Source organism: Neorhizobium lilium, from assembly GCF_004053875.1.
Lineage (GTDB): Bacteria > Pseudomonadota > Alphaproteobacteria > Rhizobiales > Rhizobiaceae > Neorhizobium > Neorhizobium lilii.
This window is the reverse complement of the sequence record NZ_SBIP01000008.1, coordinates 13,465-31,556: the sequence shown is the minus strand read 5'-3', so window position 1 is coordinate 31,556 and position 18,092 is coordinate 13,465. Positions and strand designations below refer to the sequence as shown.

General features: G+C 60.8%; 21 protein-coding genes, 1 tRNA gene and 1 pseudogene. 13 read left to right on the top strand and 10 right to left on the bottom strand.

The window, feature by feature from the left end; translation table 11 throughout:
- The first annotated feature begins 29 nt into the window (after positions 1–29).
- Positions 30–1,010, top strand: a complete 981-nt coding sequence (locus EPK99_RS24650) for a YihY/virulence factor BrkB family protein (RefSeq protein WP_425374245.1) — start codon at positions 30–32, stop codon at positions 1,008–1,010.
- Here EPK99_RS24650 and gluQRS read toward each other — a convergent pair.
- On the bottom strand, positions 939–1,820 hold the full coding sequence (gene gluQRS / locus EPK99_RS24645) for a tRNA glutamyl-Q(34) synthetase GluQRS (RefSeq protein ID WP_128445749.1): 882 nt from the start codon (positions 1,818–1,820) through the stop codon (positions 939–941). The genes EPK99_RS24650 and gluQRS overlap by 72 nt on opposite strands.
- Positions 1,821–1,834: 14 nt before the next feature.
- Between gluQRS and EPK99_RS24640 the strand changes: the two genes are divergently transcribed.
- Both EPK99_RS24640 and EPK99_RS24635 read left to right on the top strand, forming a co-directional pair.
- Positions 1,835–2,512, top strand: a complete 678-nt coding sequence (locus EPK99_RS24640; protein ID WP_128445833.1) for a DNA-3-methyladenine glycosylase family protein — start codon at positions 1,835–1,837, stop codon at positions 2,510–2,512.
- Positions 2,513–2,613: 101 nt separating this feature from the next.
- Positions 2,614–3,171 carry an HNH endonuclease gene (locus tag EPK99_RS24635; RefSeq protein WP_128445748.1) on the top strand — a complete coding sequence of 186 codons (558 nt, stop codon included), beginning with the start codon at positions 2,614–2,616 and terminating at the stop codon, positions 3,169–3,171.
- Positions 3,172–3,193: 22 nt separating this feature from the next.
- Here EPK99_RS24635 and EPK99_RS24630 read toward each other — a convergent pair whose 3' ends face one another.
- The 7 genes from EPK99_RS24630 to secA form a co-directional block, all read right to left on the bottom strand.
- Complete coding sequence (locus EPK99_RS24630) at positions 3,194–3,706, bottom strand: disulfide bond formation protein B (RefSeq protein WP_128445747.1); 513 nt, start codon at positions 3,704–3,706, stop codon at positions 3,194–3,196.
- Positions 3,707–3,885: 179 nt separating this feature from the next.
- Complete coding sequence (locus tag EPK99_RS24625; RefSeq protein ID WP_128445746.1) at positions 3,886–4,212, bottom strand: BrnA antitoxin family protein; 327 nt, start codon at positions 4,210–4,212, stop codon at positions 3,886–3,888.
- Complete coding sequence (locus EPK99_RS24620; RefSeq protein WP_128445745.1) at positions 4,202–4,456, bottom strand: BrnT family toxin; 255 nt, start codon at positions 4,454–4,456, stop codon at positions 4,202–4,204. Before EPK99_RS24620 ends, EPK99_RS24625 begins: the two co-directional genes overlap by 11 nt.
- Before the next feature lie 118 nt (positions 4,457–4,574).
- Positions 4,575–4,659: transfer RNA gene (locus EPK99_RS24615), tRNA-Leu, on the bottom strand.
- A 138-nt stretch (positions 4,660–4,797) separates the two neighbouring features.
- On the bottom strand, positions 4,798–6,048 hold the full coding sequence (locus EPK99_RS24610; protein WP_245582569.1) for a GNAT family N-acetyltransferase: 1,251 nt from the start codon (positions 6,046–6,048) through the stop codon (positions 4,798–4,800).
- A 29-nt stretch (positions 6,049–6,077) separates the two neighbouring features.
- Positions 6,078–7,490, bottom strand: a complete 1,413-nt coding sequence (locus tag EPK99_RS24605) for a lipopolysaccharide biosynthesis protein (RefSeq protein WP_128445743.1) — start codon at positions 7,488–7,490, stop codon at positions 6,078–6,080.
- Positions 7,491–7,654: 164 nt separating this feature from the next.
- Entirely contained in the window at positions 7,655–10,366 is a 2,712-nt protein-coding gene (secA, locus tag EPK99_RS24600; RefSeq protein ID WP_128445742.1) for a preprotein translocase subunit SecA, read from the bottom strand.
- A gap of 249 nt (positions 10,367–10,615) precedes the next feature.
- Here secA and EPK99_RS24595 point away from each other — a divergent pair, with 249 nt between their 5' ends.
- From EPK99_RS24595 to EPK99_RS24570, 6 genes are all read left to right on the top strand, one after another.
- Positions 10,616–11,494: a peptidylprolyl isomerase gene (locus EPK99_RS24595; RefSeq protein WP_128445741.1), complete on the top strand. Its 879-nt coding sequence runs from the start codon at positions 10,616–10,618 to the stop codon at positions 11,492–11,494.
- Between the two features lie 75 nt (positions 11,495–11,569).
- Positions 11,570–12,811, top strand: a complete 1,242-nt coding sequence (argJ, locus tag EPK99_RS24590) for a bifunctional glutamate N-acetyltransferase/amino-acid acetyltransferase ArgJ (RefSeq protein WP_128445740.1) — start codon at positions 11,570–11,572, stop codon at positions 12,809–12,811.
- Between the two features lie 24 nt (positions 12,812–12,835).
- The gene (locus EPK99_RS24585; RefSeq protein ID WP_128445739.1) at positions 12,836–13,600 is read left to right on the top strand and encodes a GNAT family N-acetyltransferase; all 765 of its coding nucleotides are present in this window, start codon (positions 12,836–12,838) and stop codon (positions 13,598–13,600) included.
- Positions 13,597–14,010, top strand: coding sequence for an 8-oxo-dGTP diphosphatase MutT (gene mutT / locus EPK99_RS24580; RefSeq protein WP_128445738.1), 414 nt, complete (start codon positions 13,597–13,599; stop codon positions 14,008–14,010). Before EPK99_RS24585 ends, mutT begins: the two co-directional genes overlap by 4 nt.
- A 150-nt stretch (positions 14,011–14,160) precedes the next feature.
- Positions 14,161–14,481, top strand: a complete 321-nt coding sequence (locus EPK99_RS24575) for a hypothetical protein (RefSeq protein ID WP_128445737.1) — start codon at positions 14,161–14,163, stop codon at positions 14,479–14,481.
- 54 nt (positions 14,482–14,535) lie between these two features.
- The gene (locus EPK99_RS24570; protein WP_128445736.1) at positions 14,536–14,709 is read left to right on the top strand and encodes a Flp family type IVb pilin; all 174 of its coding nucleotides are present in this window, start codon (positions 14,536–14,538) and stop codon (positions 14,707–14,709) included.
- Positions 14,710–14,721: 12 nt separating this feature from the next.
- Here EPK99_RS24570 and EPK99_RS24565 read toward each other — a convergent pair whose 3' ends face one another.
- On the bottom strand, positions 14,722–15,594 hold the full coding sequence (locus EPK99_RS24565) for a methyltransferase domain-containing protein (protein ID WP_128445735.1): 873 nt from the start codon (positions 15,592–15,594) through the stop codon (positions 14,722–14,724).
- A 64-nt stretch (positions 15,595–15,658) separates the two neighbouring features.
- On the opposite strand from EPK99_RS24565, the gene EPK99_RS24560 reads away from it, so the two are divergent.
- The 4 genes and pseudogenes from EPK99_RS24560 (at position 15,659) to EPK99_RS24545 (ending at position 17,319) form a co-directional block, all read left to right on the top strand.
- Positions 15,659–16,426: a ComF family protein gene (locus tag EPK99_RS24560; protein ID WP_425374246.1), complete on the top strand. Its 768-nt coding sequence runs from the start codon at positions 15,659–15,661 to the stop codon at positions 16,424–16,426.
- A gap of 60 nt (positions 16,427–16,486) precedes the next feature.
- Positions 16,487–16,744 (top strand): glutaredoxin 3, encoded by a 258-nt coding sequence (gene grxC / locus EPK99_RS24555; protein WP_128445733.1) that lies wholly within the window; start codon positions 16,487–16,489, stop codon positions 16,742–16,744.
- A 9-nt stretch (positions 16,745–16,753) separates the two neighbouring features.
- Positions 16,754–16,891, top strand: a pseudogene (locus EPK99_RS25850) (carbon-nitrogen hydrolase family protein); the annotation flags it as partial.
- Positions 16,891–17,319 carry a DUF1178 family protein gene (locus EPK99_RS24545; RefSeq protein ID WP_128445732.1) on the top strand — a complete coding sequence of 143 codons (429 nt, stop codon included), beginning with the start codon at positions 16,891–16,893 and terminating at the stop codon, positions 17,317–17,319. The pseudogene EPK99_RS25850 and the gene EPK99_RS24545, both read left to right, overlap by 1 nt.
- Before the next feature lie 18 nt (positions 17,320–17,337).
- Here the strand turns inward: EPK99_RS24545 and ubiG are convergent, their stop codons facing one another.
- The gene (gene ubiG / locus EPK99_RS24540; protein WP_128445731.1) at positions 17,338–18,084 is read right to left on the bottom strand and encodes a bifunctional 2-polyprenyl-6-hydroxyphenol methylase/3-demethylubiquinol 3-O-methyltransferase UbiG; all 747 of its coding nucleotides are present in this window, start codon (positions 18,082–18,084) and stop codon (positions 17,338–17,340) included.
- Positions 18,085–18,092 lie beyond the last annotated feature (8 nt).

Here is an 18,092-nt window from a genome sequence, read left to right as displayed (position 1 = left end):
CCCATATTTCGCCGAAGGCCACAACGGAGTTGCCATTGTCCGATCAAGATCCCCCCGTCAGATGGCACCGATTGGCCTTCAAGGTTCTTTGGGATGCCTACTGGCATTTTACGGAGGATGACGGTTGGGCGATGGCAAGCCATGTCGCGCTGTCGGGCCTGCTGGCACTTTTCCCTTTCCTGATCTTCGGAACGGCTCTGGCGGGTTTTCTGGGCGCGGGCGGATTTTCTGCGACCGCGGTACATCTGCTTTTCGATGCCTGGCCGGCCGATATCGCAGAGCCGATCGCTTCGGAAATCCAGCGGGTACTGTTGATCCCCCGCGGCGGGCTGCTGACCGTCTCGGTCCTGGCAGCCGCTTACTTCGCATCGAACGGGGTGGAGGCGCTTCGGATTTCGCTCAACCGCGCCTATCGGGTCACCGAACATCGGCCCTGGTATGTGACGCGTCTGGCAAGTCTCGGCTATGTGATCGTGGCAGTGGTGATCTTTGCGGTCATCAGCATTGTTCTCGTCGCCGTGCCTGTAACGATGCGATTTGCCGAAACGCGGTTTCCCTGGCTGATCTCGGACCTGAATGCCGCTGCCAACTGGGGCCTTGTGGGAACCGGTTTCCTTCTGATGATCGGCCTCCTCTTGTCCCACAAGTGGCTGCCGGCGGGCAACCGCAGGATCATCGACATCCTTCCCGGCGTGCTGATGACCATCGTCATCTGGACAGCGTTCGGCTTCGGTTTCGCGGCCTATCTCTCGACCTTTGCGAATTACGCCGCGACCTATGCCGGTCTGGCATCAATCATGATCGTGCTGGTCTTCCTGTATATGGTGGGCGTGATCTTCATGCTGGGGGCGGAGCTCAATGCCGCCCTGATGAAATACCGGATCTATTCCGTGTTCTCACGCTTTCGCCGGGAGCGGCGGCTGCGCGAACAGGACCAGCTAAAGGCCGACCAATCGGCGGATGGCGTCCGGCCCGAGCCCCTGGCTGCGAAGGGCCGCGAGTCCCGTTGAACCCTCGCTCTTCGAGAGCTTGCGGCCATCGGCCCCAAGGACAAGTCGATGGTGATGATAACAGGGCTCCGGAAGGTCCAGAAGCGCCTGCAACAGTCGGTGGACGGAGGTTGCCGCGAAGAGATCCAGCCCCCTCACCACATGGGTGATGCCCTGCGCTGCATCGTCCACCGTAACCGATAGGTGGTAGCTCGACGCGGCATCGGAGCGGGAGAGGATCACGTCTCCCCAAGCGGCGGGATCGGCTTCTATGCTGCCCTTTCGCCCATCTCCGGTTTCCGTCCAGAACAAGGGCCGGTTTACCTGCTCCAGGGCTTTGTGCATGTCCAGCCGGAACGCATGGCGCAGGCCTTTTTCGATGAGGGTCCGGCGCTCCGTTTCGCTGCGATGCCGATCGTCTTCCGGATAGAGCGGTGAGCCATCCGGATCGCGCGGCCAGACGCCGCCCATCGCTTCCAGGGCCGCAACCCGCGCTTTCACCTCGCCGCGGGTCATGAAGGCGGGGTAGATGAGCCCTATCTCGTTCAAGCGGCCCAGTGCAGCAGCGTAGAAGGTGAAGTGTTCCGACTGTCGCCGGACCGGGTTTTCCCATTCCAGTCCCAGCCAAGCGAGGTCGCGGTAGATTCGAGCTTCGAATTCCGGCGTGCATCGGGCGGTGTCGATATCCTCGATCCGCAGCAGGAAGCGGCCGCCCGCTCCTCTTGCCAGGTCGTGGTTGAGAAAAGCGGAGAGCGCGTGGCCGAGATGCAGGTTTCCGTTTGGGCTTGGCGCAAACCGATAGACGGGTTTATCAGGTGACGGTACGGGCATGGCCTCTTTCTGGCATGCTTTACGGAAAACGGCCATGGTGGAGAGGCTTGGTGAATGTCATCCGCGACCAGTCGGATATAGATCGGGGCGTGGAGACGCTTGTCCGTCTCGATGCTCGGCTTTTGCCGGTGGTAGAGGCGGCGGGGCCGATCCCGTTGCGGCTGAGCGCGCCGGGCTTTGCCGGCCTTGCCACCATCATCGTCTCGCAGATGGTGTCGCGGGCCAGCGCGCAGGCTATCTGGCGGCGCATCGAGGCTTGCGGGCCGGTGACGGCATCCAGCTATGGTGCCCACACTCCAGAGATCATAGCGACGTTCGGTCTATCTCGGGCCAAGGCCGCGACTTTGCAGGGGTTGGCGTTAGCAGTCATGGAGGATCGAGTCGATCTGGATAGAGTCTGCCGGATGGAGACAAGCGACGCCATTCGCCAATTGACGGCGCTGCCCGGCGTCGGTCCCTGGTCCGCCGAGGTCTATCTGATGTTCTGTGCCGGGCATCCGGATATATTCCCGGTCGGAGATGTGGCGCTGCAGGCAGCCGTAGGGCACGCGCTGGGGCTGAAAGAGCGGCCAATGCCCAAGGATCTGGCCGAAATGGCGCAGGCATGGCGCCCCTGGCGCTCGGTGGCCGCACGGGTTTTCTGGGCCTATTACGCCTCGCGGATGCGGCGCGAAACCATGCCTGTGGTGTGACGCCGCAGGTCTTTAATTCTTCACATTTATTGGGCTTCACAATGCTGTAACAACGGACCTAATATAGAATGCGTACATGGCGAATCTGGTAGGAGCGTCATTTGACGATTGCAGTTTCCCCGCAGGCCCTGCCGGCGCTCGTACTGAACGCTGACTACCGGCCACTGAGTTATTATCCCTTGTCGCTCTGGTCCTGGCAGGACGCGATCAAGGCGGTTTTCCTTGATCGTGTGAATATCATCGCGGAATACGAGCATTCGGTCTGCTCGCCCAGCTTTTCGATGAAGCTGCCGAGCGTCGTCAGCCTCAAGACCTATGTGCAGCCGACCCGAAATCCCGCCTTCACCCGCTTCAACGTCTTCCTGCGCGACAAGTTCGAGTGCCAGTATTGCGGCGAGCGGGACGACCTGACCTTCGACCATGTCATTCCGCGCGCTCATGGCGGTGAAACGACCTGGGAAAATGTCGTGGCCGCCTGTTCTCCCTGCAATCTGCGGAAAGGCAGCAAGCTTCCGAAGCAGGCGAACATGTTCCCGCACCAGCACCCCTACCAGCCGACGGTGCAGGACCTGCACAATAATGGCAGGCTCTTTCCCCCGAACTACCTGCATGAAAGCTGGATGGACTATCTTTACTGGGACAGCGAGCTGCAGCCGTAAAAGCCTGCCGGCGCGGGCCGCGTCACGCGGCCTTTTTTGCGCCCACGAATGCGATAGCGGCCAAGATCAGGCTTGCGACCGCGTTCCAGCCCGCCAGCGACAATCCAAGAATGCGCAGCGCCGCCTGGTCGCATTGCGGACCGTGAACCGTATTGAGCGACGAGAGCAGATCGCCGGCGCTGGCGGTTCCAGCGCCGGGCGTGCTGGTGCAGCTCGACGGGCCGGGCCAGAAACCCCATTCGATGCCGGAATGGTAGATGCCCATGCCAGCGCCAACCAGCATCATCACGCCGATGACGACAAGCAGTCCGCGCGGGACCCAGCCGGGCAGGCGGAATTGAGATGCAAGCAAGGCCAGCAGGCCAAGCGGAATGCCGTAGTAATAGGGGTTACGTTCGATCAGGCAGAGATGGCAGGGTATGTACCCTCCGAAATATTCGAAGCATAGTGCCGACCCGACGGTGACCGCCATGCCGAGCGTGACAATGGCGGCAAAGCTGGCGGCTTCGCGGCGGGAGGTGGCGGTCGGTTCCATGTGCGTCTCCGGGTCGGGCACTGCGTCGATTTCTGCTTAGCAGATGCGCACATGCTGTAAACGCCGGCTATCGTCATCGTTCTAACTTTGCCGTGTTCGCACTGTGTCCACCGAAGAACGGTGTGCAGGAGACCGCGGTCCTCGTTATCCGACCTGACCGCCGCCTAGGCCGCCGCAGATCATGAGCGCAGGCCGGCGACCTTTCGGAGGTCGTCGTTCATTCGGCTTTGCCAGCCTTTGCCTGTGGCCTTGTAATGTTCGACCAGATCGGGATCCAGTCGGATAGTAACAGACTGTTTGGTCTGCTCTGCCTTCGGGCGCCCGCGCTTGGCGATTTCGCCGTCGATGCTCGCGGCAAGATTGGGGAACGCTTCTCTGAAGGGTTTTGCCTGGGCAAGCTCTTCGTCGGAAGCCTCTGGAGCATCCGGGTCCGACGCAATCATATCCTGAATTTCGGCCTCCTCCTTATCGGTGAGGGGGCGATGTGCGGAAAACTTAGTCGTCATGGATTTTCCTTTCCTTGCCGCTGGCGAGACGCATGGAGATCACCGACAGCGCTTCCGATCCAAGCGAGTGGAAGACAACGGCTATGATAACCCGACCTTCGAACAGACCAATAGCCATAGACCGACCGGCCTTTGCGGGGATGACGGCCGAGGCAGCGAAGAACTCCAGAGACAGGTCAGCGAAGTCCATGCCGTGCTTGGCAAGGTTGGCTTCGCGCTTCGGTTCGTCCCAGGTGATCTTCATAAACTGTATGTACGATAAATCATGCTAGACTGCAATGAATATTTGTACGTACAATAAATAGCGGAAGTTGTTAGCCAGCAGCCGTCAGAATGGAATTATGCTCTGATTTTTATTTAAGTGGTGCCCCGTGCCGGAATCGAACCAGCACTCCTCTCGGAACCTGATTTTGAGTCAGGCGCGTCTACCAATTCCGCCAACGGGGCACTTCAGTAGATGGACCGCGTCTAACATGCCCTTCATTAACTGCGCAAGAAGGAAGTAGACCAAATCCAGCCACGAATGGTGGGGTGCGGGTGTCGGCCGGCTGCGGCCCTTTCCAGTCGAAAGCGGTCACGGGCAGATCAAAAATCGCGGCCGGCGATCGAGAGGATCTTTTCGCGCAGTAGCCGGGCCACGTTGCGGGTGTTGCGATAGAGGTGAAGCTGTGCGGCGACCTGGCGGATATCGCGGTCGCTGTTACGTGTGAGACCGATCACCAGCGTTCCCATCTCTTCCCGCTCTTCCCAGAGCCGGCTCATGATGGGGTGGTCGGGAACGGCGCAGCTATCGGTACGCATGATATTGGCGTCGTCGAGGTGCCAGTCGGTCAGTCTCATGATGAGGAGCTTGCCTGGGGAATACTGTCCCAGTTCCTCGTCATAGGCTGTCTTCCAAGTATAGGCTTCGCCGGCCATCAGGAAGACGATGATCGAGGCAATCGCGTGGCCGTCCAGATCGATCGTGTGGATACGGACGGCATCGACCTCGGCGAGATTGGTGATGGCTTCGCGGGCAAAGGCGGCCCGGTAGCGGTCGCTGACAAGGGCCGAACGCTTTTTCCCTTTCCAGCCCTTGGCTTCCAACGCCAGGAACTCTTCCATCCGCAGCCGAACCTCCTCCGGCTGGCGGGCGACGGAATAGGTGAGTTGCCCGAGCCGTTCGAGGCGGCGCCACTGACGGCGCATTTCGCGGAAATGATGTGCCGATACCGATTGTTTCAGATAGGTCTCGCCATCGTCCGTGCTTTCCAGCATGGGCCTGCGGAAAGGATCGGTCACCGTCACGGGCAGGTCGCGGCTAATGGCGACGGCTCTCGCCAGCTGGGCGAAGCGGCCTTGAAGGCGAACGTCCGGGACGACCAGCACGGAGGGCAGGCGTGCCTGCGGCAAAGCAAGCACTTCGAACAGGTTGTCGATGGTTTCGGCAGCATCCTCTCCATCGACCAGCGGCGTGCCGAGCGGGCCGAAGGGGTTTGCCCAGGCGCGGATGATAGGTGCGCCCACGGCAAACCCAGGTCTTTCCACCGTAAACGGCATGAGAAGACGAAGCCGGCTGCGTTTCTCCGTTTCGTCGCGGATCAAGGCAAACCGCACCTGCTTGTCTTCGACCCGCGGCATGGCGGGAGCCAGCAACCGCGCTGAGAAGAAGATATTCGGCTCCATGGCCCGGTGAGAGAGAAATTCCAGTTCTTCCTGCAGGTCGTAACCGAGAGCTGCGGGATAAAGGGAGAGTGCGCGGCCGGGCCGTCCCACCTCCAGCCGCGTTTCGGCCTCGGGTCTCGTCGAACGCAGGCCCGGCAGCAAAGGCGATGTGCGACGGCTGCCTTCGCTCATGTCGGTTTCGACCGGTGGTAGCGCCATGACTAGGATGCCTCCGACGAGGGTTTGGATGCCGGATTGGCAAAGGCGAAAAGCACGATCCCTAGCGTTCGGCGGACGGCAATATGCAGCAGAACAGCCTCCACCATCATGGCCAAGGCCGTTGCCATGGCCGCACCCGCCAGTCCGAAGCGGGGGATCAGCAGCACGTAGAACAGGATGCCCGCGGACAGGGTGACGGCATAAAGAAGGACGCAGAGTTTCTGGCGGCCGGCCATGCTCAAAAGCACTTCGCCCGGGCCGACCATTGCTTTGGCGAGAATGCCGCAGAAAAGAATCGCCATCAAGCTGTAACCAGCAGTGAAGCCGGGACCGAACAGCGATAGCAGGAATTGGCCGGCAGCCAGGGCGGCGAGGCCGACCGCCAGCGAAGGCCAGAAGACCCACCGCGTCGTCTGCACCGCGAAACCGGCAAGCGTTTGCGTATCGCCTTCCGCCAGCAGGGCGGAAAAGCGAGGGCCGGCAGCGGCCTTGACGGAGAAGTAGACGAACTGCACCAACACGATCGTCTTGGCGGCCGCGTAATAGATCCCGACCTGATCCGGCGGCAGATAGAGGCCAACGACCACCACATCGGCATTGGTCAGCAGGAAGCCTATGCCGTCCACAAGAAAAAGCGGCAGGGAATAGCGAAGCCAGGCGCCAAGCGCAAACTGGCGTGGACCGTGGCCGTGCAAGCGCCGGAGCCGGAGGCTGACGCGCACCAGCTGGGAAAGCGTCGATACATACGTGGCGACCAGGGCCGCTTCCATGGCCGTCACTGCCGTATGCGGAGCACCCATCCAGATGGCGAGCAGCATGAAAAGCAGGATCAGCGTTGGCCGGAAGAGATAGGTCGGGCTCAGCGCCATCGCCGTCCAGCCGGCGGAGCGGGCGGTGCCGTCCAGAACGTCGCCCAGCGCAATCATCGGCATGGTGAAGAAGGCTAGCGAGACGGGGATAAGGTAGTAGGCTTCCATCCGGTCCCCGAAGAGATGCAGAAAGAGAAGCCCGAGACAGCCGACCGTGCTCGACGACGCAAGCGCGATCAGTCGGGCGGCCAGCGTCAGTCCCCGCACGGCGGGAAGATCACCCTCTACCCTGTGCTGGTGCAGAAACCGGATGATGGAGGTGTGGAAGCCGAGGCAGGACAGGTTTCCGGCCAGCACCACGATCACCCAGACAAAGGCAAATATGCCGTATTCGAATTCGCCCATGACCCGTGCGAGCACAATCTGGGAGACGAAGGCGATGGCGGCGCTGAGGATGCGGATCAGGAAAGCGGTGAGAGCCTGGCGTTGTGCGCGTGCATTTTCGCTGTCATCGGCCAATAGCGTGCCAAGCCGACGGGTTAGAGGTGCAAGCCTCACACGCAGACGTGGCGGAAGCAATCTCTCCGCTGTTTCGATGACCGCCATATCGGTACGCACTACTCGCAATGACGCAGGAAGACTTCAGGGGCACAGTGGCAGGGCGCGGTTAAGAAACAGTTGGTGCGGGTCGGTTCCCCATCGGTCGTCCGTGCCAAACGACAAACGCCGCCCCTAAGAGGCGGCGTAAGCTGATGAGTAAAAGGGGGTTGTTAGGCCTGCTCGAAGGCACCGTGGCAGTGCTTGTATTTCTTGCCGGAGCCGCAGGGGCAGGTTTCATTCCGCCCGATCCTGCCCCAGGTGGAGGGATCTTCCGGACGACGGTCCTGCGGTGCTGCGGTAAAGTTTCCCGCATCCTGGCCCGACATTTCGTCTTCGCCGGTCCTCGGGTCAACGTGATGTTCCGAGAACAGGGGCGGCGGCGCCGGCGGTTCGGGGTTCTGCACGAGTTCGACCCGCATGAGCTGGGCCGTTACGGCCTCACGCAGATTGGCGAGCAGGGCCTGGAAGAGCTCGAAGGCTTCGGCCTTGTATTCCTGCAACGGGTCGCGCTGTGCATAGCCACGGAAGCCGATGACCGAGCGCAGATGGTCGAGGTTGACGATATGCTCCCTCCAAAGAGTATCGAGGGTCTGGAGCAAGATCGACCGTTCGACATAGTTCATGATCTCGTTGCCGAAACGTTCGCGCCGGTCCGCCGCAGCCTTGTTCGCTGCCTCGGTAACCCGCTCGCGGATATCCGTTTCGCCTATACCTTCTTCCTTGACCCAATCCGCAATCGGCAGATCCAGGTTCAGGAGGCGCTGGACGTCTTCGTAGAGCCCGGCACCGTTCCATTGTTCGGCATAGGCGCGCTCGGGAATGTGCTTGGTCACCAGGACGTCGATCACTTCGGTGCGCATGTCTTCGACGGTTTCCGAAACGTCTTCGGAATCCATGACCTCGATACGCTGTTCGAAGATCACCTTGCGCTGGTCGTTGGTGACGTCGTCGTATTTCAGAAGGTTCTTTCGGGTGTCGAAGTTACGCGCTTCGACCTTCTTTTGAGCGCGTTCGAGCGCCTTGTTGATCCAGGGATGGACGATTGCCTCGCCTTCCTTGAGGCCGAGTTTCTGCAGCATCCCGTCCATACGGTCGGAGCCGAAGATGCGCATCAGGTCGTCCTGGAGGGAAAGGTAGAACTTGGAACGGCCGGGGTCGCCCTGGCGTCCGGAGCGGCCGCGCAGCTGGTTGTCGATGCGCCGGCTTTCGTGACGTTCGGTCGCGATGACGTAAAGGCCGCCGGCGGCCAGCGCCTTTTCCTTGAGCGCTTTCACTTCTTCGCGGATAGCCGCTTCCTTGGCCGTGCGCTCAGCTTCGTCCTCGATGCCTTCGAGCTCACGCTCGAGGCGCATGTCGATGTTGCCGCCGAGCTGGATGTCCGTTCCGCGGCCCGCCATGTTGGTGGCGATGGTCACAGCACCCGGGACGCCGGCCTGGCTGACGATATAGGCTTCCTGTTCATGGTAGCGGGCGTTCAGCACGTGGAACTTGTCGAAGCCGGAATTGCGCAGCATCGTCGCCAGAAGTTCGGACTTTTCGATGGAGGTCGTGCCGACGAGAACCGGCTGGCCGCGTTCGTGCGCCGCCTTGATCTCCTCGATGATCGCCTTGAACTTTTCTTCGAAGGTCCGGTAGACCTCGTCGTCCTCGTCGATGCGCTGGATCGGCAGGTTGGTCGGCACTTCGACCACTTCGAGCTTGTAGATGTTGCCGAATTCTTCCGCTTCGGTCGAAGCCGTACCGGTCATGCCGGCCAGCTTGGAATACATGCGGAAATAGTTCTGGAAAGTGATGGACGAGAGGGTCTGGTTTTCCGGCTGGATCGTCACCTTCTCCTTGGCTTCCAGCGCCTGGTGCTGGCCTTCGGAGTAGCGGCGGCCCGGCATCATGCGGCCGGTGAACTCGTCGATGATGACGATCTCGTCGTTGCGGACGATATAGTCCTTGTCGCGGGTAAAGAGCTTGTGGGCTTTCAGGGCGTTGTTGATGTGGTGGACGATCGCGACGTTCTCGACGTCGTAAAGCGATTCGCCCTTGAGCAGCCCGGCCTGGCGCAGCAGGTTTTCCAGCTTCTCCGTGCCGATTTCGGAAAAGTTCGCCGAGCGCTGCTTTTCGTCGATCTCGTAATCTTCCGGGGTCAGCGCCGGGATGAAGGCGTCGATCGTGGTGTAGAGGTCCGAGCGATCGTCTAGCGGGCCGGAAATGATCAGCGGCGTGCGGGCTTCGTCGACGAGGATGGAGTCCACTTCGTCGACGATCGCGTAGTTGTGGCCGCGCTGGACCATCTGCGAGCGCTCATACTTCATGTTATCGCGCAGATAATCGAAACCGAGTTCGTTATTGGTGGCGTAGGTGATGTCGCAGGCATAGGCGGCGCGGCGTTCGTCGTCGCTCAGCCCGTGCATGATGACGCCCGTGGTCATCCCGAGAAAGCCATAGAGACGGCCCATGATGGCGGCGTCGCGGCTGGCGAGGTAGTCGTTGACGGTGACGACGTGGACGCCCTTGCCGGCCAGCGCATTGAGGTAGACCGGAAGGGTTCCCACGAGCGTCTTGCCTTCGCCGGTCTTCATCTCGGCAATCGCGCCGTCATGGAGGATCATGCCGCCGGTCAGCTGGACATCGAAGGGACGCATGCCGAGCACACGGCGCGAGGCTTCGCGCACAACTGCAAATGCCGGAACGAGGATGTCTTCGAGAGACTTGCCGTCGGCCAGCATCTGCCGGAACTCGACGGTCTTATGAGCGAGTTGCTCATCCGTCAGAGCCTTTGCCTTTTCCTCATAGGCATTGATGGCATCGATCGTCGGATTGTATCCGCGTATGCGGCGGTCGTTTGACGAACCGAACAGTTTGCGGGCAATGCCGCCGAGGCTGACCATGCGAATGGTCCTTTCTGATATCAGTCCCATGGGATCGCGAGCCCGGTTGTCGGTCGTTCCGGTCCCGACAAAATGACCCGCCGCGCCCGGAAAGCTTCTGGACGCGAAGTTGCGTGACAGATAAGAGGGGGGTCGAATGATGTCAACGGTGACGGCCGATACAGAATGGCCACAATCCGATGTTTTTGAGGGTTTTCCGGCCGGAATCAGGCAATTCTGAAACCGGCATTTCAGCCGAAAGGTAACTCGATGTTGCGCCACAAATTTCTCGTAACGGCCGCGCTCGCCGCTGCGATCTTCTCCCAGGCTCCGGTTTTTGCGGCGGACGATCCTGTCGTTGCCACAGTCGGCAGCCTGGAAATTCATCAGTCCGAGCTTGATCTGGCCGTCCAGAACCTCGATCCGCAGCTGGCCCAGTTGCCGGACGAGCAGAAAAAGGTCGCGGCTCTCTCCGGCGCCATCGACGTGAAGCTGCTGGCCAGCGGCGCGATGTCCGAAGGGATCAAGGACACCGAAGACTTCAAGAAGCGCATGGCCTATATCGGCGATCGCGAACTCCACAACGCCTATTTCCGCAAGCATGTCGTCGATGCGACGACGCCTGAAGAGATCAAGGCTCGCTACGACAAGGAAGTCGCGGCTCTGCCGAAGCAGCAGGAAGTGCATGCCCGCCATATCCTCGTGAAGACCGAGGACGAAGCAAAGGCTGTCATCGCCGACCTCGACAAGGGCAAGGATTTCGCCGAAATCGCCAAGGAAAAGTCGCAGGATTCCAACAAGGATGAAGGCGGCGATCTCGGCTGGTTCGGCCCGGGCCGCATGGTCCCGGAATTCGAGGAAGCGGCCTTCGCGCTCGACAAGGGCCAGTACACGAAGACCCCGGTCAAGACGCAGTTCGGCTATCATGTCATCAAGATCGAAGACAAGCGCGACGCCGCTCCGCCTCCGTTCGATCAGGTCCAGGATCAGGTCAAGCAGCTCGTCATGCGCGACAAGTATGTCGCCTTGATCGAGAAGGCCAAGGCCGACCAGAAGATCGACATCAAGGACGAAGCCCTCAAGAAGGGCTATGACGAAGTCAGCAAGATGCAGGACGCGGGCGGCAACGTTCCGGCAGTTCAGCCCTGATCGAGGCAAGGCCCGGGTTTCCCGGGCCTTGCCTTGCCCGCATATTCCTTTGACACAGACCCAGGTGATCTGACGATGTCCGGTGCCGTTTCGCCGCTTGCCCCCAAATCCTATCCCGAAATGCCGGCATTGCGCGGAGTGCGCATGGCCACCGCTGCTGCGGGCATCAAGTACAAGAACCGCACCGACGTGCTGCTGATGGTCTTTGACCAGCCGGCCACGGTTGCGGGCGTCTTCACCCGCTCCAAATGCCCATCCGCTCCAGTCGATTTCTGCCGGGCCAATCTGCCGCACGGTACCGCGCGGGCGGTGGTCGTCAATTCCGGCAATGCCAATGCCTTTACCGGGCAGAAGGGGAAGGCTGCAACCGAACTGACGGCAAAATCGGCAGCGCAGGCCGTCGGTTGCGGCGAAAACGAAGTCTACCTGGCCTCGACGGGTGTGATTGGAGAACCTCTCGACGCCACCAAATTTGCAGGCGTACTCGGCGAAATGAACGAGCAGGCGCATGGCGATTTCTGGCAGGACGCCGCCAAGGCCATCATGACCACGGATACCTATCCCAAGGTTGCGACGCGCACGGCGGAGATTGGCGGCGTTACGGTTACCATCAATGGCATCGCCAAGGGTGCCGGCATGATCGCGCCTGATATGGCGACGATGCTGTCCTTCGTCGTGACAGATGCCGATATCGCGTCGTCTGCCTTGCAGAGCCTGCTTTCGGCCGGCGTCGGTCCTAGCTTCAACTCCGTCACCGTGGATAGCGACACCTCGACCTCCGACACATTAATGCTGTTTGCGACCGGCGCTGCGGCTTCAGACGGTCAGGCGAAGATCGAGACGGCGGACGATCCGCGCCTGGAGAGCTTCCGTGCGGCGCTGAACGATCTTCTGAAAGATCTGGCATTGCAAGTGGTACGGGACGGCGAAGGCGCCCGCAAGATGGTGGAAGTCACCGTCACCGGTGCCGAAACAGATGTCGCTGCCAAGCGGATCGCGCTTTCGATCGCCAATTCGCCGCTGGTCAAGACAGCGGTTGCCGGCGAGGACGCCAATTGGGGACGCATCGTCATGGCTGTCGGCAAGTCCGGTGAAATGGCGGATCGGGACCGGTTGGCCATCTGGTTCGGCGACGTCCGCGTGGCCGTGAACGGCGAGCGCGACCCCGCCTATTCGGAAGCGGAAACCACTGCCGTCATGCAGCAGGAAGACATTCCGGTCCGGGTCGATATCGGGCTCGGCAGCGGCAAGGCCACCGTCTGGACCTGCGACCTCACCAAGGAATATGTCGCCATCAACGGCGATTACCGGAGCTGACGGAGAGTGACGCTGGCGAATTCCATGCCCCACGATCTGCCGACGGTGCGGCGCCTGGAAGCGGTCGGCTTTCGGGCATGGCCGGCCGCGTCCGTGGCGTATGACGGCAGCTGGCAGATCAGGCTCACGGGCGGGCATCCGTCCAAACGCCTCAACTGCGTCGTGCCGCTCGACCCATCCGATCATCGGGATCTCGCCCTGCGGCTGCAGAAGGCGGCCAAACGTTTCGATTCCTATGGGCGCAAGCTGATCGTTCGGGAGACCCCGCTTATCCCGCCGCAGCTCCTTTCCTTCATGGAGGCGGAGGGCTGGGCACCGTTTGAGACGGCTGACGTGATGACGGTGGATCTCACGGAATTGGCGCTGCCGGATACGCTGGATTACCTTCCGAGCCACGACATCGGCCGCTTCATCGACGCCAGCCTTGTGCTCGACAAGGACGAGGCGAGCCTCAAGCCGGCCCTGGCCGAGATCCTCAGCTCGATCAAACCGCAGACCGGCTTCTTCATCAAGGAAGTTCCGAAGGATGGTGCAGTTGCGGTCGCACTCTGCGTTCAGGACAACGACCTTGCGGGAATCATGTCCTTTGCGGTCGCTGCCGACCGGCGCCGGGGCGGCTTAGGAACAGAAATTCTGTCCGCTGCCCTTCGGTGGGCGCGTCTCAGCGGTGCGCGTGGCGCCTGGCTGCAGGTCGTTTCTACCAACGATCCGGCCATCGCGCTTTACCGCAAATTCGGCTTCCGGAAAGTCTACGAGTACCGCTACTGGCGACAGGGCGTGATGGCATGAGCCAGTCGCCCCGCAAGATGCTGCTGGTGGTCGCTTGCGCGCTGATCGATACGGATGGGCGCATTCTTCTGGCGCAGCGGCCGGAGGGCAAATCATTGGCCGGCCTTTGGGAATTTCCGGGGGGCAAGGTGGAGCCAGGCGAGACGCCGGAGGAAACCCTCATTCGCGAACTCGACGAAGAACTGGGCGTGAAGACCAAGGCGGCTTGCCTCGCGCCGCTGACTTTCGCCAGCCATAACTACGAGAGCTTCCATCTTCTGATGCCGCTCTATGTCTGCCGGCGCTTCGAGGGGGTGCCCTATGGCCGGGAAGGTCAAGCCGTCAAATGGGTGCGGCCCAAGGCCCTGCGCGATTATCCCATGCCGCCAGCCGACGAGCCGCTCATTCCGATCCTGCAGGATCTGCTTTAACCCTGAAGCGCTCCAACTATTTAAATTAACCCTGAAGCGCTCCAACTATTTAAATTAGAGTCTTCGGATTCAGACGCTGTTAACACATCGTTCAATCCGATGTGGCAGTTTGGCCTCTTATCTTTGAGTGCGTTTATGAGGCCCTGAGGCATGGACGAGGAATTGTGGAAAACTGTGCGGGTCCGCCAGCGGGCAACGTACAGATCCGGCAAGACCGGCGCGCTCAATCTCGCGCTTCTCTTCGGCACAGCCGTAATCGCCCTTTCGCTGATCATCACTCCCATGCTTGCGGGACGTGAGGACCAGAAGCGGCTGGCGCATGTCCAGGAAGATTTCGACATGATCAGCACCGGCTCGATCAAGCCATCTGACGGCACTTCCAAGCATTACACGATCCGCCGAAGCATTTTGCAGGAAACGCCAGGCTCCGTCTGTATTGTTCAAGGGTATAGTTCCGGCAATGACTGCTGATTAACTCTTCACATGTAGTATGGCGCTGGTTCACTTCCATGAAGAGGAAATCGGATGCGTCTGCTGCAATCCTTCCTGCGTGACACGCAAGGCGCGACAGCCGTCGAATATGGTCTGGTCCTCGGCCTCATCTGCATGGTTATGATCGTCGCCTTCGGCACTCTGACCAACACGCTCACCGACCTGTTCGGACTGATCCAGAGCAAGCTCGATACACCAGTTCCCTAGGACCAATCGACGTCATTCGTCCTTCATCGTGCGCAGTGCGTCGGCAAGCCGTATCTTGGCCGATCCCGGCTTCAGCGGCTGCTGCTGGCTCTCATGGGGCGCCCATCCGGACGCATAGATGATCGAGAAGGTCGCGCGGACGCGGCCGTCCGGATCGGAATAGCGCTCGGCATAGAGCTCCGCTGCCCGTAGGAAGAAGCGCCTTGTCAGCGGCACCCGGCTGCGCCCGACCAGCGGGTTGGCCATGCCCATGGCGCGAAGATCCTGCATCAGCGCAAACAGGGAATCGTATCGCACGGTATAGGTTTCGGTATCGACGACGGGCAGCGCAAACCCTGCCCGCTGCAGAAGCGCGCCGGCATCGCGCACGTCGATGAAGGGGATGACGCGAGGGCTTGCGCCGCCCATCAGTTCGGCTTCTGCCGACAGCAGGGCGTCACGCAGCTCGTTCAGCGTGCCCGCGCCCGGTATGGCGGCCAGCAGAAGGCCATCAGGCTTCAGCGCGCGGCGGATCTGGATCAGCGTGCCGGGCAGGTCGTTGACGAGATGCAGCGAAAGCGGTGAGAGCACAAGATTGGTGGAAGCAGCCTCCAAGGGCACTTCGCCCAGGCCGGCCGCAAGGATAGGAGACTGGCCCGCGCCAAATATCTCGCTCGTTTCTGCGCGGCGGATGGCATTGACCTTGCCTGTTTCAAGCGCATATCGGGCTGCAAGGCCATTGCCGCCATGCAGTTCAACCGCTTCATCGAAATGGCGCTCGACGACGGCCAGGCGCTCCGAAAGCTCTTGAGCGGCGATGTCCAGAAGAAAGGCCGCACCCTGACCTTTCTGCAACGCCCGCTCCCGCCTGGCAGCAACAAGTTTTTCATCGAACAGAATTTCCATGCCGGTCTCTTTTCCCTATTCTCAAACGGCGGCTCCACCGATTACTGTGAAGGCCATGCCGAGTATGACGTCGCCTGCGGCCTTCCGCCTGATCATGTCGCTTGCCCAGAACTGGGTAGGCCGCCTGGGTGATATTGTCTATCCGCCGAGATGTCCGGGCTGCGGCGTCGGGACCGGGAGCCATGCAGGTTTTTGCCCCGCCTGCTGGAGCGATATTCGTTTTATCGAGCGGCCCTTTTGCGAAGTCCTGGGTCTGCCTTTCTCCTATGACCCCGGCCCGGGCATATTGTCGGCCCAGGCGATTGCCGACCCCCCTGTTTTCGACCGCCTCCGTTCGGTCGTTCTCCACGAAGGCGCTGCACGCCGGCTTGTTCATGCGCTCAAATATAAGGATCGCACCGACCTTGCCGCAATGATGGCCGGGTGGATGCGGCGCGCCGGCGAGCCCTATCTCGAAAGTTGCGATGGGATCATTCCCGTGCCTCTCCACCGAACACGGCTGGCGATGCGAAAGTTCAACCAGGCGGCCGAACTCGGACGCCATCTGGCGCTGTTGTCCGACCGGCCGTTCCTGCCATTGACGCTGATCCGCACCAAGCGGACAAGCCGCCAGGTCGGGCTCAGCGCAAGAGCGCGGCAAGACAATGTTCGCGCGGCCTTTGCCATTGCTCCCGGCCAGGAGGCAGATGTCTGGGGCAAGCGGCTCGTTCTCGTTGATGACGTCTATACGACAGGTGCCACGGTTTCGTCCGCAAGCCGTGCCCTTAAGAAGGCAGGGGCAGCCGAGGTCACGGTTTTGACCTTTGCAACGGCCATTTCGGGACCTATATGACAGAAACCCCAAGACTGAGCGCGGACATGTATTCCCGCCTGCCGCGCGCCGGAGATGATCATGGCAGATGTCACCATTTATACCCGCGAATATTGCGGCTACTGCGCTCGTGCCAAGTCCCTGCTGGATGCCAAGGGCGTGGCTTTTACGGAGCATGATGCAACCTATTCCAAGGAATTGCGCGAAGAAATGATCGGCAAGGCCAATGGCCGCTCGACCTTCCCGCAGATTTTCATCGACGGTCAGCATGTGGGTGGCTGCGACGATCTCCACGCACTCGATCGCGCCGGCAAGCTTGACTCCATGCTCGCCGGCTGAGGTTACATCATGTCTCTCAAGGTCGCCGCTATCCAGACGTGCTCCGGAACCGATCCAGAGCGAAATGCCGCTTGCATGGCGCGCCTTGTCCGAGATGCGGCGGCGCAAGGCGCTCGTTATCCCCAGACGTCTGGGAGGACTGCGGTGTGATCAAGTATTCGCTGTCCTGCGACCATGGTCATGCGTTTGAAGGATGGTTTTCCGGAAGCGCGGACTTTGATCGCCAGGTGGAAATCGGATTTCTGACCTGCCCCGTCTGCAATTCCTCGTCCGTTTCCAAAATGCTCATGGCGCCAGCTGTTTCCACTGCCCGCAAGAAGGAAGAGAAACAAGCGATGGTCATGGATCTTGCGCGACAGGAGGCCCTGGCGAAGATCCGCGAAGCTGTCGCTTCCATCAAGGCCAATGCCGAAGATGTCGGAGACCGGTTCCCCGAAGAAGCCCGAAAGATCCATTACGGCGAGAGAGACGCGCGCGGCATTGTCGGTCAGGCAAGCATCTTGGACCTGCACGAGCTTCTGGAAGAAGGCATAGCGGTGGCGCCGTTGCCGGTTCTGCCCGAAGACGCCAACTGATTCTCTAAGAGCTGCGATTTATGCCGGCCGCTTGGCGAGCAGCATGTAGTTCACGTCCATATCCGGGGACAGGTTCCAGCGATCCTGGAGCGGATTGTAGAACACGCCCGTCCGGTGGATGATCTCGAGTCCCGCCTGGTGCAGCGGGCCCTCGACCTCCTGCGGACGCACGAGCTTTTCATATTGATGTGTGCCTTTGGGCAGCCAGCGCAGTACGTTTTCGGCGGCGAAGATGGCAAGTGCGCGCGCTTTCAAGGTGCGGTTGATGGTGGCGATGAACATCAGGCCTCCTGGGCGAACCATGCCGGCGCAGGTGCCCATGAACAAGGGCACGTCAGCAACATGCTCGACCACTTCCATGTTGAGCACGACATCGAAAGCTTCTCCGGCCTCGGATAGTTGCTCCGCCGTCACGGCGCGGTAATCGACGGAGGTGCCGCTTTCGGCCGCATGGGTGGAGGCGATGCCGATATTCTTCTCGGAAGGGTCGGCACCGACGACGGTCGCGCCCATGCGGGCGATGGGCTCCGAGAGAAGGCCCCCGCCGCAGCCGATATCAAGAACGCGCAGCCCGCTCAGCGGCTGGTGGCCACGCGGGTCCCGGCCAAAATTGTCGCAGATGCGGTCTCGAATATAGGCGAGGCGAACAGGGTTGAACTTGTGAAGCGGTTTGAACTTGCCGTTCGGGTTCCACCACTCCGCTGCCATTTTGGAAAACCACTCGACTTGGCTCGGATCTACGGTGGTTCTTGCCGCTTCGCTCATGCTCGCGC

Excerpts from the sequence above, each read along its gene's own strand:
- gluQRS (WP_128445749.1), bottom strand. The coding sequence starts at position 1,820 with ATGCCCGTACCGTCACCTGATAAACCCGTCTATCGGTTTGCGCCAAGC.
- EPK99_RS24640 (WP_128445833.1), top strand. The coding sequence starts at position 1,835 with ATGCTTTACGGAAAACGGCCATGGTGGAGAGGCTTGGTGAATGTCATC.
- EPK99_RS24630 (WP_128445747.1), bottom strand. The coding sequence starts at position 3,706 with ATGGAACCGACCGCCACCTCCCGCCGCGAAGCCGCCAGCTTTGCCGCC.
- EPK99_RS24625 (WP_128445746.1), bottom strand. The coding sequence starts at position 4,212 with ATGACGACTAAGTTTTCCGCACATCGCCCCCTCACCGATAAGGAGGAG.
- EPK99_RS24620 (WP_128445745.1), bottom strand. The coding sequence starts at position 4,456 with ATGAAGATCACCTGGGACGAACCGAAGCGCGAAGCCAACCTTGCCAAG.
- EPK99_RS24610 (WP_245582569.1), bottom strand. The coding sequence starts at position 6,048 with ATGAGCGAAGGCAGCCGTCGCACATCGCCTTTGCTGCCGGGCCTGCGT.
- EPK99_RS24605 (WP_128445743.1), bottom strand. The coding sequence starts at position 7,490 with ATGGCGGTCATCGAAACAGCGGAGAGATTGCTTCCGCCACGTCTGCGT.
- secA (WP_128445742.1), bottom strand. The coding sequence starts at position 10,366 with ATGGTCAGCCTCGGCGGCATTGCCCGCAAACTGTTCGGTTCGTCAAAC.
- EPK99_RS24595 (WP_128445741.1), top strand. The coding sequence starts at position 10,616 with ATGTTGCGCCACAAATTTCTCGTAACGGCCGCGCTCGCCGCTGCGATC.
- argJ (WP_128445740.1), top strand. The coding sequence starts at position 11,570 with ATGTCCGGTGCCGTTTCGCCGCTTGCCCCCAAATCCTATCCCGAAATG.
- EPK99_RS24585 (WP_128445739.1), top strand. The coding sequence starts at position 12,836 with ATGCCCCACGATCTGCCGACGGTGCGGCGCCTGGAAGCGGTCGGCTTT.
- mutT (WP_128445738.1), top strand. The coding sequence starts at position 13,597 with ATGAGCCAGTCGCCCCGCAAGATGCTGCTGGTGGTCGCTTGCGCGCTG.
- EPK99_RS24575 (WP_128445737.1), top strand. The coding sequence starts at position 14,161 with ATGGACGAGGAATTGTGGAAAACTGTGCGGGTCCGCCAGCGGGCAACG.
- EPK99_RS24570 (WP_128445736.1), top strand. The coding sequence starts at position 14,536 with ATGCGTCTGCTGCAATCCTTCCTGCGTGACACGCAAGGCGCGACAGCC.
- EPK99_RS24565 (WP_128445735.1), bottom strand. The coding sequence starts at position 15,594 with ATGGAAATTCTGTTCGATGAAAAACTTGTTGCTGCCAGGCGGGAGCGG.
- EPK99_RS24560 (WP_425374246.1), top strand. The coding sequence starts at position 15,659 with ATGACGTCGCCTGCGGCCTTCCGCCTGATCATGTCGCTTGCCCAGAAC.
- grxC (WP_128445733.1), top strand. The coding sequence starts at position 16,487 with ATGGCAGATGTCACCATTTATACCCGCGAATATTGCGGCTACTGCGCT.
- ubiG (WP_128445731.1), bottom strand. The coding sequence starts at position 18,084 with ATGAGCGAAGCGGCAAGAACCACCGTAGATCCGAGCCAAGTCGAGTGG.